13 protein-coding genes are annotated in these 11,979 nt (G+C 65.1%); 10 read left to right on the top strand and 3 right to left on the bottom strand.

Going from position 1 to position 11,979, the window contains the following annotated elements:
• On the bottom strand, positions 1-1,348 hold a 1,348-nt coding region (locus AB4Z51_RS41980), incomplete at its 3' end, for an aconitase family protein (protein ID WP_441499513.1).
• A gap of 243 nt (positions 1,349-1,591) precedes the next feature.
• On the opposite strand from AB4Z51_RS41980, the gene ccmA reads away from it, so the two are divergent.
• From ccmA to AB4Z51_RS41940, 8 genes are all read left to right on the top strand, one after another.
• On the top strand, positions 1,592-2,194 hold the full coding sequence (ccmA, locus tag AB4Z51_RS41975; protein WP_441499514.1) for a heme ABC exporter ATP-binding protein CcmA: 603 nt from the start codon (positions 1,592-1,594) through the stop codon (positions 2,192-2,194).
• Between the two features lie 274 nt (positions 2,195-2,468).
• Complete coding sequence (gene ccmB, locus AB4Z51_RS41970) at positions 2,469-3,137, top strand: heme exporter protein CcmB (protein ID WP_441499512.1); 669 nt, start codon at positions 2,469-2,471, stop codon at positions 3,135-3,137.
• 91 nt (positions 3,138-3,228) lie between these two features.
• Positions 3,229-3,960: a heme ABC transporter permease gene (locus AB4Z51_RS41965; RefSeq protein WP_028150495.1), complete on the top strand. Its 732-nt coding sequence runs from the start codon at positions 3,229-3,231 to the stop codon at positions 3,958-3,960.
• A complete protein-coding gene (gene ccmD / locus AB4Z51_RS41960) occupies positions 3,957-4,142 on the top strand; it encodes a heme exporter protein CcmD (protein ID WP_441499511.1) in 186 nt (61 codons plus the stop codon). The genes AB4Z51_RS41965 and ccmD overlap by 4 nt, the downstream gene beginning before the upstream one ends.
• A 10-nt stretch (positions 4,143-4,152) precedes the next feature.
• A complete protein-coding gene (locus tag AB4Z51_RS41955; RefSeq protein ID WP_441499510.1) occupies positions 4,153-4,737 on the top strand; it encodes a DsbE family thiol:disulfide interchange protein in 585 nt (194 codons plus the stop codon).
• Between the two features lie 166 nt (positions 4,738-4,903).
• Positions 4,904-6,274 (top strand): hypothetical protein, encoded by a 1,371-nt coding sequence (locus tag AB4Z51_RS41950; RefSeq protein ID WP_354113484.1) that lies wholly within the window; start codon positions 4,904-4,906, stop codon positions 6,272-6,274.
• Positions 6,271-7,530, top strand: coding sequence for a hypothetical protein (locus AB4Z51_RS41945; RefSeq protein WP_441499509.1), 1,260 nt, complete (start codon positions 6,271-6,273; stop codon positions 7,528-7,530). Before AB4Z51_RS41950 ends, AB4Z51_RS41945 begins: the two co-directional genes overlap by 4 nt.
• A gap of 88 nt (positions 7,531-7,618) precedes the next feature.
• The gene (locus AB4Z51_RS41940; protein WP_441499508.1) at positions 7,619-8,020 is read left to right on the top strand and encodes a hypothetical protein; all 402 of its coding nucleotides are present in this window, start codon (positions 7,619-7,621) and stop codon (positions 8,018-8,020) included.
• A 2-nt stretch (positions 8,021-8,022) separates the two neighbouring features.
• Here AB4Z51_RS41940 and AB4Z51_RS41935 read toward each other — a convergent pair whose 3' ends face one another.
• Both AB4Z51_RS41935 and ftsY read right to left on the bottom strand, forming a co-directional pair.
• On the bottom strand, positions 8,023-8,625 hold the full coding sequence (locus tag AB4Z51_RS41935; protein WP_028158565.1) for a septation protein A: 603 nt from the start codon (positions 8,623-8,625) through the stop codon (positions 8,023-8,025).
• 2 nt (positions 8,626-8,627) lie between these two features.
• Positions 8,628-9,575 carry a signal recognition particle-docking protein FtsY gene (gene ftsY, locus AB4Z51_RS41930; RefSeq protein ID WP_441499507.1) on the bottom strand — a complete coding sequence of 316 codons (948 nt, stop codon included), beginning with the start codon at positions 9,573-9,575 and terminating at the stop codon, positions 8,628-8,630.
• 60 nt (positions 9,576-9,635) lie between these two features.
• Here ftsY and AB4Z51_RS41925 point away from each other — a divergent pair, with 60 nt between their 5' ends.
• Entirely contained in the window at positions 9,636-10,337 is a 702-nt protein-coding gene (locus AB4Z51_RS41925) for an RluA family pseudouridine synthase (protein WP_085398329.1), read from the top strand.
• A 248-nt stretch (positions 10,338-10,585) separates the two neighbouring features.
• Positions 10,586-11,695 (top strand): DUF2336 domain-containing protein, encoded by a 1,110-nt coding sequence (locus tag AB4Z51_RS41920; RefSeq protein WP_085398325.1) that lies wholly within the window; start codon positions 10,586-10,588, stop codon positions 11,693-11,695.
• Positions 11,696-11,979 lie beyond the last annotated feature (284 nt).

The following is an 11,979-nucleotide window of genomic DNA, read 5'->3' as shown; positions in this document are numbered from 1 at the left end:
TTGGATTCGAGGTGTTGGTGCAGGAGGTGATCGCAGCGATCACGACGTCGCCATGACCGATCTCGTAGTTCTTGCCGTCGACGGCAAAGCGCTTCCCGGGCTCTTCGGTCTTCTTGTACTCGGTTCCGAGCGCGAGCGAAAAGCCTTCGGCGACCGACGGCAGCGCGATGCGGCCTTCGGGACGCTTCGGACCGGCCATCGAGGGCACGACGTCGCCGAGGTCGAGGGTCAGCGTTTCCGTGAACACCGGATCGGCCGACTTGGCGGTGCGGAACAGGCCCTGCGCCTTGGCATAGGCCTGCACCAGCGCGACGCGCGCCGGAGCGCGGCCGGAGGTCTTGAGGTAATCGAGCGCAGCAGCGTCGACCGGGAAGAAGCCGCAGGTCGCGCCATATTCCGGCGCCATGTTGGCGATGGTCGCCTTGTCGGCGACGGACAGGTGATCAAGGCCGGGGCCGAAGAACTCGACGAACTTGCCGACCACGCCGAGCTTGCGCAGCATCTGCGTCACGGTCAGCACGAGGTCGGTCGCGGTGACGCCTTCCTTCATCGCACCCTTCAGCTTGAAGCCGACGACGGTGGGCAGCAGCATCGACAGCGGCTGGCCGAGCATGCAGGCTTCCGCCTCGATGCCGCCGACGCCCCAGCCGAGCACGGCGAGACCGTTGACCATGGTGGTGTGGGAGTCGGTGCCGACCAGCGAGTCGGGATAGGCGACCTCGAAGGTGCCGGTCTTCTTGCCGACCGTCATCTTCTCCTTCTTGGTCCAGACCGTCTGGGAGAGATATTCGAGATTGACCTGATGGCAGATGCCGGTGCCGGGCGGCACGACCGAGAAGTTCGAGAACGCCTTCTGGCCCCACTTCAGGAACTCGTAGCGCTCCTGGTTCTGCTTGTATTCCTCGGTGACGTTCTTGCCGAAGGCCTTGTTGTCGCCGAAGAAATTCACGATCACGGAGTGGTCGATGACGAGGTCGACCGGCACCAGCGGATTGATCTTCTCGGCATCGCCGCCGAGCTTCTGCATCGCGTTGCGCATCGCGGCGAGGTCGACGACGGCCGGCACGCCGGTGAAATCCTGCATCAGCACGCGGGCCGGGCGGAATGCGATCTCATGCTCCAGCGACTTCTTGCGCAGCCACTTCGACACCGCCACGATGTCTTCCTTCTTGACCGTGCGGCCGTCCTCGTTGCGCAGGAGGTTCTCGAGCAGAACCTTCATCGAATAGGGGAGTTTCGAAATTCCCTTCAGACCATTCTTCTCGGCCGTGGGCAGGCTGTAATAGACATAGGTCTTGGCGCCGACCTTGAGGGTCTTTTTGCATTTGAAGCTGTCGAGCGAGGTCATGTAGGAAATCCCAATTGTTAGTTATACCCGGCAAGGGGTATTTTAACACCGTCAGCGAGTCCGGCTGGGTCGCTTGCAGGGGCAGGTTGAGTTGCTGCATCAAGTAGTTCCGGGCTTATAGAAGCTTTCTAACCGCGCCGCCACAGCCACAATCGTGCCGCAGCAATCCGCGAGCCAAAAATTCCCATGCGCTACCCCAAGATTTCCTGAGGCCAGGCTTTGAGCGGATTGAAACAAGCCAAGATGCAGCTGTCCGGACGCGGGGTCGTCTGCGTGCGCGGCGGCCGTGAGGTGTTTTCCGGGCTCGATTTCGAGGCGATCTCGGGCGAGGCCGTGGCGGTCGTGGGCCGCAACGGCTCGGGCAAGACCTCGCTGCTGCGGCTGATCGCGGGCCTGCTGATTCCGGCCGGCGGGACAATCGCGCTCGATGGCGGCGATGCCGAACTGACACTGCCGGAGCAGTGCCACTATCTCGGCCATCGCGACGCCCTGAAGCCGGCACTGAGCGTGGCGGAAAACCTGTCATTCTGGGCTGATTTTCTGGGCGGCGAGCGCAGTGATGCGGCGAAGAGCCTCGCCATCGTCGGGCTCGATCACGCCACTCATTTGCCGGCCGCCTTCCTGTCCGCCGGCCAGCGCCGCCGCCTGTCGCTGGCCCGGCTGCTGACGGTGCGCCGCCCGGTCTGGCTGCTGGACGAGCCGACCACGGCGCTGGACGTGGCCGGCCAGGGCATGTTCGAGGGCCTGATGCGGGAGCATCTGGCCCGGGGCGGCCTGATCATCGCGGCGACCCATGCGCCGCTGGGCATCGATTCGCGGGAGCTGAGAATTGGGGAAATGACATGATTCCGACGGACCCTCAGCTTTCTAAGCGGCTGGGCTCCGCCCTCTCCGTTCCCTCCCCCCTCTTGTCCGCCGAAGCCTTGGCGAAGGCGGATGCGGGGGAGGGTCAGGGAGAGGGGTGCGGCACGGCGCGCTCTATGGGCTCAAGCAGTTGGGAAGCGGCTGCTCTGTTGCGGACAATCTGCCCGAAACAGACATCTCTCCCGGGGCTACCCCCCTCCCCGACCCTCCCCCGCAAGGGGGGAGGGAGTGCAGCCGTGCCCATCGGATACACCCCATGACCGCCCTGTCCGCCCTCATCCRCCGGGATATCCGGATCGCGCTCCGCGTCGGCGGCGGGGCGCTGATCGGCGTGCTGTTCTTCCTGACCGTCGTCGTCCTGATGCCGTTCGCGGCGGGGCCGGATCTGGCGCTGCTGTCGCGGCTGGGGCCGGCGATCCTGTGGCTCGGCGCGCTGCTGGCGAGCCTGCTCACCCTGGACCGGCTGTTCATGGCCGACCACGAGGACGGCTCGCTCGACCTGATCACGATGAGCCGGACGCCGCTGGAACTCGCCTGCGCCGCCAAGGCGCTGGCGCATTGGCTGGCCGCGGGCCTGCCACTGATTGTCGCAACCCCGGTGCTCGGCCTGCTGCTCAACCTCGACATGGTCGCAACCGGGGCGGTGGCGCTGACGCTCCTGGCCGGTACGCCGGCGCTGACTTTCACCGGCATGATCGGCGCGGCGCTCGCGGTGACGCTGCACCGGGGCGGACTGTTGATGGCCGTGCTGGTGCTGCCGCTGTCGATCCCGGTGCTGATTTTCGGCGTCGCGGCCTCGCAGGCCGTGATCGTCGGTCCCATGACGTTCGGCGCGCCGTTCTCGATCCTGTGCGCGCTGTCGCTGGTCAGCCTCGTCATCGGCCCTTTCGCGGCGGCGGCGAGCCTGCGCCATGGTCTCGATTGAAATGGACCGGATTGCCCTTGACCCCGATCAACTTTCGCTGCGCGCTTTTATGCTGATTGCGTGAGTGCTGACCTGTGATTATCAGAATACCATGACGCTGATCGATCTCGCCAATCCGACACGGTTCCTCGCGCTGACGGCGCGGCTGCTGCCGTGGCTTGTGGCCGCGACCGTCATCCTGCTCACCATCGGCCTCTACCAGTCCGCTCTCGCGCCCGACGACTACCAGCAGGGCGCGACGGTGAAGATCATGTTCATCCACGTGCCCAACGCCTGGCTGTCGATGTTCGTCTGGGGCGTGATGAGCATCGCCTCATTGGGCACGCTGGTGTGGCGGCATCCGCTCGCCGACGTCGCCGCCAAAGCCGCCGCGCCGATCGGCGCCGCCTTCACCTTCCTCGCGCTGCTCACGGGATCGCTGTGGGGCCGGCCGATGTGGGGCACCTATTGGGAATGGGACGCGCGGCTGACCTCGGTGCTGATCCTCTTCCTGATGTATCTCGGCCTGATGGCGCTGTGGCGCGCGGTCGAAGATCCCTCGCGCGCGGCGCGCGCCGCCGCGGTGCTGACGCTGGTCGGCGCGATCAACCTGCCGATCATCAAGTTCTCGGTCGACTGGTGGAACACGCTGCACCAGCCGGCGTCGGTGATGCGCATGGGCGGCTCGACGCTCGACAAATCGTTCCTGATCCCGCTGCTGCTGATGGCCATCGCGTTCACGCTGCTGTTCGTCACGTTGCACCTGGCGGCGATGCGCAACGAGATTTTGCGCCGCCGCGTCCGCTCCTTGCAGATGATGCAGGCGAGCCAGAAGGCCGCATGACGATGTCACTTGGTCCCTACGCGTCCTTCATCGTGACGTCCTATGCCGCGGCGGCGCTCGTGGTCGTGATCCTGATCGGCTGGATCGTGCTCGACTATCGCAGCCAGACCGAGCGTCTGCGCGATCTCGACCGCAGCGGAGTCACCCGCCGCTCCGGACGTAGCGCAACGGACACGCCATGAGCGATCAATCATGAGCGATCAACCGACTTCCGCTCCGCCGCAGCGCCGCACCTTCCTGATGGTGCTGCCGCTGATCGCCTTCATCGCCCTGGCGCTGCTGTTCTGGTTCCGGCTCGGCAGCGGCGATCCCTCGCGGATTCCCTCCGCGCTGATCGGCCGGCCGGCGCCGCAGACCGCGCTGCCGGCGCTCGAGGGATTGCAGGCCGACAATTTGCAGGTGCCGGGCCTCGATCCCGCCGCGTTCAAGGGCAAGGTCAGCCTCGTCAATGTCTGGGCGTCCTGGTGCGTGCCCTGCCATGACGAGGCGCCGCTCCTGACCGAGCTCGCCAAGGACAAGCGCTTCCAGCTCGTCGGCATCAACTACAAGGACGCGGCCGACAACGCGCGCCGTTTCCTCGGCCGCTACGGCAACCCGTTCGGCCGCGTCGGTGTGGACGCCAACGGCCGCGCCTCGATCGAATGGGGCGTCTATGGCGTGCCGGAGACGTTCGTCGTCGGGCGCGAAGGCACCATCGTCTACAAACTGGTCGGACCGATCACGCCGGACAATTTGCGCACGGTGTTGTTGCCGCAGATGGAGAAGGCGTTGAAGTAGAGACGTGGAGGCCTGCCGGCATCCCTCATTGCTTCGCGAAATTCTCACCAACCCTGCTTGACAACCAAAGGGTGAGAGCTAGGCTCGCCACCAGTGACCGGCCATTCCAGTCATCGATTTCATTTTTGAATTTTTATGACGATTGCTTGTGAGCGAGGAATTGCGCATGGCGCTGCTCGAAGCCTACGACCCTCCCGCGCGGATGACGGATTTCGACCTCATTGAGGGACAGCGCGAGGCCTGGCACAAGTTTGTTCTCGAGGCCTTTGATTCCTCGATCGGCGTAGAAGAAGCTGCCTTGCAGAAAGTTGCAAAGGGTGCGACGGCGCGCTCCGCTTTCTTCTCCGCCGTACGGTTCGACCCCGGCCCGACGATCGAGCAGGCGGTTCTCTGGAATGCGTTTCCCAAGGAGTTGCTGCGTCGTTTCGGCCGGAGGCGCGCGCTGATCGAGGCCGACCAGCTATGGCCGATGTCGGCATATCGATATGATTGGCGCTACAACCCGGACGTACCGGCGCGTACCGGCGCCGGCGCGCCGGGCGTCGACTTTCCCGACGACATCTTCTACCGGCCTTTGGTCGAATATTGTGAATGGCACGTCGACCGCGATCCGGATTCGGGCCGTATCCGCCGCGTATGCTTCACGTCCGAGCCACCGGAATATTGGTTCGCGATGTATGGTGGCACGGTGCCTGGATCGAGTGTCCCGTTCCCGGGGTCCAAGGATCTGGTGCTGGAGCTCTATCGCAAGCTCGTCAGCCCCAAGGTCGAGATGAAGGACCTCCAGGCGCAGACGCCGATCAATTCGCCCTTCGGCAATTTGAATCCCGGCGACTACAACCCCCACAACAAGTGGAATACGACGCACGGCATCGTGCACCTGACCGCACCGCCCAACGCGCTGACCGCCGAGATCCAGCTCGGCGCCGACGCCACCCAGCTCTATCATAATGCGCATGGCAATCCGGTGGTCGATCCCGACGCATTCATCGCGGGCACGGGCATGGGCGGGCCGAACCGCAACAGCGATCCGACGATAGCCGCTACCGTGAACGCGCTCGCCAGAGCGGGGGCCATGGTCACGCTGGCAAACCCCGTCGGGCTCTACATGGATCACATCGACCTCGCAGGCTGGGAGTTTCCCGGCGGCATGAGCAGGAACGATTGCGTTCATGTCGTGCGCGGGCAGCCTCATCTCATCGAGCGCTTGGTCGTGGAAGTGCCCGGCGGCGAGTTCACGGTGTCCGACATCACGATCGGCGGCGTTCCCATCGCGTTCGGCGGGCACATCGCCGAATGCATCACGGTCAAGCTCGTCGGCGCGGCGGGGGCGCTTGGCTCGACGAACAATCCGTCGCTGCCGATGCCGACCGTCGGAAATGTCGATCCCGTCGGCGCCCGCGAAGTTTTCGTACGCTCGCGAATGGGGGTGCCCAACGGGACCATCCCGGCCTTCGTCCATGAAAGCGGAGAACTGGAGCAGCGGGTGACCCGCGCAGCACTTGCAAGCGCGCGGCCCGTCAGGGGGGTCCGATGAGCAGCGCCGGTAACATGCCTTGGCCGCTCGAGCCTGTCCTCGACATGGACGACATCCAGGGGATCGCGGTGCCCGGCTTCCTGAAGCCGCATCAAATTCTGCTGGGCATTCGCTATCAGCGCAAAGAGGCCGACATGGCGAGCCTCAGAACGCTTCTGGCGAAGCTGACGCCCGATATCTCGACCGCGGCCGACACCTTGCGCGATCGCCGCGAACACCGGCAGTTGGCCAAATCGCCCAGCTCCAAGTCCTCCGACCAGAAGCAGAAGACGGTGTTCCCGCCCCTGGTGGCGATCGGCTTCGGCTACCAGGGACTGTTCGATCTCGCGGTCGGCGCCGCGCTGATCCCGAGCGTAGCGTACAAGAACGGGATGGTCGCGCGCTCCGCCTTGCTGGGTGACTCGACGACGCCGGGCACGCCTGGCAATCCGACGACATGGAGCGTCGGCAAGCCCAGTGAGGAACTCGACATTCTCGTGGTCGTCGCCGGCGACGACCGGAAATCTGTCCGGCTGCGGGCGGACGAGATCGTGAAGGCCTTCGTGGCCACCGGCGCCAAGATCAACGAGCAGGTCGGCAATGTCCGGGACGACGTCGAGGGCCAGGTCGGTCACGAGCACTTCGGCTTCGACGATGGTGTGTCGCAACCTGGCGTCCGCGGACGGGCATCCGGCGCAGATGACGACTTCATCACCGACAGATATGTGGACCGCTCACAATTTCCGGCGGCCGCGCTCTATGGCTATCCGGGACAGGATCTGGTTTGGCCGGGTGAATTCGTCATCGGTTATCCGCAAACAGGCCCGGACCCGCTGATACCGGGCCCTGTCCTCGAACCATCACCGTGGTGGATGCGAAACGGGTCATATCTGGTCTATCGCCGCCTGCTGCAGGATGTCGGCCTGTTCTGGCGAACGATGCGCGATGAAGCGGAGCGTCTCTCCACCCTTCCCGGCTTCGACAAGATGGACGAGAAAACGCTTGCGTCCCGGCTGGTCGGACGTTGGCCGAGCGGAGCGCCCGTCAACCGGGTGCCCGAGGGCGACGACGAGGACCTGGGTGAGAACTCGTTCGCCAACAATCACTTCCGCTTTGATTTCCAACACGCATGCCTTGAAGCTCATCGGCGGCAAGGACCCGTTTCCGCAGGCAGAGGCGGATCCGGTCGGACTGACGTGCCCGCTTGCCGCACACATCCGCAAGGTGAACACGCGAGATGCGCCCTCGGATATGGGCGGGCGCAGCTCCACCTTTGAGCGGAGACTCCTGCGCGTCGGCGTCCCCTTCGGCCCGTCACTCAAAAATCGCTACGCCAGGAAGGTGGAGGGCGAACCGGAGCGCGGATTGTTGTTCCTGAGCATTCAAAGCTCGATCGAGGAGCAATTCGAATTCCTCCAGGCGCGCTGGATCAACGACGAATCGCGACCCAAGGCACCGAGCGGCCACGACATGATCGTCGGGCAGAACGCGGCGGCGGCGGACGGCGTGCGCAGGTGCGGCATTTTCGGCAAGGGATTGCAGCAGGCGCGGGTCGAGGCCGACGGAGAATTCGTGACGGCGTCCGGCGGAGGCTACTTCTTCGTCCCTTCGATCACGGCGCTCGGAACCGTCATTGCCGGCACGCAACCGGAGCTGTCCGTTCAACTCTCTGCCGATCACCGGCTGGAAGGTGTGGGCCCGGACAAGGATCTTCCGAAGGTGGCGCGCAAGACGTCTTCGGGACGAAAGGCGCGCGGCAAGCGCTGACGCTACCCCTTCCTTACATCCCCCGCCTCGGCCTCGCTCGCCTCCAGCGACGCCGGCTCGATCCCGTAGCGCTTGGTCAGCGGCATCTGGGCGATGGCGAAGATCATCGTGATCGGCGTGACGCCGAACACCTTGAAGTTCACCCAGAAGTCCGTGCTCTGGGTGCGCCAGACGATCTCGTTCAGGATGGCCATGCCGGCGAAGAACAGCGCCCAGCGCAGCGTGAGGATGCGCCAGCCCTGCGGGGTCAGGTTGAACATCTGGTCGAACATCACGGCGATGAAGGAGCGGCCGAACAACAGGCCGCCGCCGAGGATCGCCGCGAACAGGCCGTAGATGATGGTCGGCTTGACCTTGATGAAGGTCTCGTCGTGCAGCACCAGCGTCAGCGTGCCGAACACCAGCACGATCACGCCTGTCACGATCGCCATGATCGGGATATGGCGCGTCACCACATAGGACGCGATCATCGCCGCGACGATCGCAACCATGAAGGCGCCGGTCGCGGCGAACAGATTGAACTTCGCATTCACGAAGAAGAACACGAGCAGCGGACCGAGCTCGGTCGCGAGCTTGAACAGCGGATGCGGCTGGGTCTTGTCCATTCTCAGCTTTCGATTCCGGCGATCGCACGGGCGAAATCGCGCGCGGTGAACGGCGCGAGATCGTCGACGCCTTCGCCGACGCCGATGAAATGCACCGGCAGTTTGAATTTCTCCGCGAGCGCCACCAGAATGCCGCCGCGCGCGGTGCCGTCGAGCTTCGTCATCACGAGGCCGGTGACCCCCGCCGYGCGATGGAAGGCCTCGACCTGCGACAGCGCGTTCTGGCCGACGGTGGCGTCGAGCACAAGCAGCACGGCATGCGGCGCAGTGTCGTCCACCTTGCGGATCACGCGCACGACCTTTTCGAGCTCGTTCATCAGCTCGGCCTTGTTCTGCAGGCGGCCGGCGGTGTCGATCAGGAGCACGTCGATGGCCTGCTCCTTCGCTGCCGTCAGCGCGTTGAAGGCGAGGCTTGCCGAATCCGAGCCCTGGGTGCCAGCGATAACCGGCGTCCTGGTGCGCTCGCCCCAGACCTTGAGCTGCTCGATCGCGGCCGCGCGAAACGTGTCGCCGGCGGCCAGCATCACCTTGCGGCCTTCGGATGCGAATTTTTGCGAGAGCTTTCCGATGGTCGTGGTCTTGCCGGAGCCGTTGACGCCGACGACGAGGATGACGAACGGCTTCCTGCCCGCGTCGATCTCGAGCGGCTTTGCCACCGGCGCCAGCACCTTCTCGACCTCGGTGGCGACGACGTCCTTGACCTCGTCCGCCGAGATCGCCTTGTCATAGCGCCCCGTGCCGACAGCGTCCGCGATCCGCACCGCGACCGACGTGCCGAGGTCGGCGCGCAGCAGCACGTCCTCGATGTCGTCGAGCATGGCGCGGTCGAGCTTGCGCTTGGTGACGAGGTCGGCGACCGCGGTCCCGAGCGAGGACGAGGTACGCTTCAGCCCGTTGGACAGGCGGCGCCACCAGCTCAGCTTGGGGGGATCTGACGTGGTATCGTTCATGGTGGCGGTGTGTTAGCCGTTCCGGCTCCCAAACGAAAGTGTTGACCGAAAGTCTTGCAATTGCTCGATGTTCCCGAATTGACCGCCGACGAGATCCTGGCGCGCGTGCTCCATCGCGACGGGCTGATGCTGGTCATCGACAAGCCCGCCGGCCTGCCGGTGCATCGCGGCCCCAAGGGCGGGGCCAATCTGGAAACGTCGTTCGACGCGCTTCGTTTCGGCCTGCCGCGGCCGCCGGTGCTGGCCCACCGGCTGGACAAGGACACCTCCGGTTGCCTCGTGCTCGGCCGCCATCGCAAGGCGACGGCCTCGCTCGGCCTCCTCTTCAAGCACGGCAAGATCGGCAAGACCTACTGGACCGTGGTCGAGGGCGGCCCTGCCGAGGACGAAGGCAACATCGACATGCCGCTCGGCCGGCTCAATGCCGAGCGCGGCTGGTGGCAGAAACCCGATCCCGAGGGCCAAAAGGCGATCACCAACTGGAAAGTGATGGGCCGGAGCGACGGGCTGACCTGGCTCGCCATGGAACCGGTGACCGGCCGAACCCATCAATTGCGGGTGCATTCGGCGTCGACCGGCTGGCCGATCTTCGGCGATAACATTTACGGCAACGGCCCGCGCTTCGGCGAGCCGCGGCTGCACCTGCATTCCCGCGAGATCGTGGTGCCTATCTCCCGGAACAAGGAGCCGATCCGCGTGGTCGCGCCGGCCCCGCCCCACATGCACGAAAAGCTCCGCGCCTGCGGGTGGAATGGGGAATAGTTTTAGCCCCTCATGGTGAGGAGGCGCGTCAGCGCCGTCTCGAACCATGAAGGCCCGACTGTCGCCCGCGGCCATCCTTCGAGACGCCCGCTTCGCGGGCTCCTCAGGATGAGGAGCAGTGGCCGTTCGGGGAGCAAAGCAGTGCTCGCCTTCCGCCCCGTGGTTTACGAAACGTTCAGTGCTCGTCTCTATTGATAGCGATTGCTTAGAACAAGCTTCCGTCATTCGCTCAGGACGAGCAACGCGTCATGTCCACGGCCGAGTTTTCGATCATCGATGAAGTCGAATCAGCGATTCGGCTCGGCTCGGCGGAAAAGGGCCTGGAAACGGCCCGCCGCGTCACCGACCTGTTCCTCTCCTCCGCCGGAAGTTTTGGCAACGAGCAGATCGCGCTGTTCGACGACGTGCTCGAGCGCCTGATCGGCACCATCGAGCTGCGCGCCATCGCCGACATGGGCGCACGCGTTGCGCTGGCCGAGATCAGCGCGCAGCTTGCGCCGATCGCGCAGGCGCCGCCCTCCGTGATCCGCCGCCTCGCCAATAATGACGAAATTCGCATCGCCGGCCCCGTGCTCCAGGAATCCGCTCGCCTCGACGATGGCGAGCTGGTGAAGATCGCCTCCAGCAAGGGCGAATCGCATCTGCTCGCGGTCGCCGGTCGCTGGTGGCTGAAGGAGATCGTCACCGATGCGCTGCTGGCGCGGCGCTATCCCAGCGTCAGCCGGCGGCTTGCCGCCAATCCCGGCGCGCGCGTTTCCGGAAACGGATTTGCCGTCATCGTCGGGCAGGCCGAGGCCGATCCCGAGCTCGCCGTGAGCGTCGGCGTCCGCGTCGACCTGCCGTCCGACTTGCGCCGCCGGTTGCTGCGCTCGGCCACGGATGCCGTGCGGACCCGGCTGCTGTCGCGCGCACCGCCGCATCTGTTCGAGGAGATCCAGGGCGCGATCGCCGCCGTGACCGTCGGTGTCGAGCGCGAGATGTCGGTCGTGCGCGATTTCGAAGGCGCCAAGCGGGCCATCGCAAATCTCAAGGCGACTGGCCAGCTGACCGAAGCGACGCTGCTCGGCTTCGCCACGCAGCGGCGCTACGAGGAAGCCGTGGCTGCATTGGCGGCACTGTCCGGATCGACCATCGAGGTGATTCGCCCGTTGATGCAGAGCCTGCGCGAGGACGGCCTGCTGGTGCCGTGCAAGGCGGCCCAGCTCAGCTGGGAAACCACAGCCGCCGTGCTCGAGAGTCGCTTTGCCACCGGCGCGATGAAACCCGCTGATATCGCGAGGGCGAAAAGCAATTACGCGCGAATGACGTCGGAGAACGCGCGGCGGACGCTGCGATTCTGGCAGGTGCGGGCGTTGTAGGCTCTTCCCCTCTCCCCTTGTGGGAGAGGGTGCATCGCGAAGCGAGGCGGGTGAAGGGTCTCTCTCCGCAAACTCAACTCCGCGCTTGCGGACGCAGCCCCTCATCCGGCGCTTCGCGCCACCTTCTCCCACAAGGGGCCTGTTGCGTAATTCGTCAATTGTGATTCCCTAGGGCAAAGCCTTGGAGGGTAGCGATGGCGGTCAAGCGGACGGGACAGCCGAGCTTTGTGGAAGCGCTGATGCCGAAGGGAGCCGGCGCCAATGCGGCGCTGGATCGGCTGGCT

Origin of the sequence: Bradyrhizobium sp. 2TAF36, assembly GCF_052114925.1 — a bacterium.
Classification (GTDB): Bacteria; Pseudomonadota; Alphaproteobacteria; order Rhizobiales; family Xanthobacteraceae; genus Bradyrhizobium; species Bradyrhizobium barranii.
Note: the sequence above shows the minus strand (reverse complement) of the source record. Positions and strands in the feature narration are given on the sequence as shown.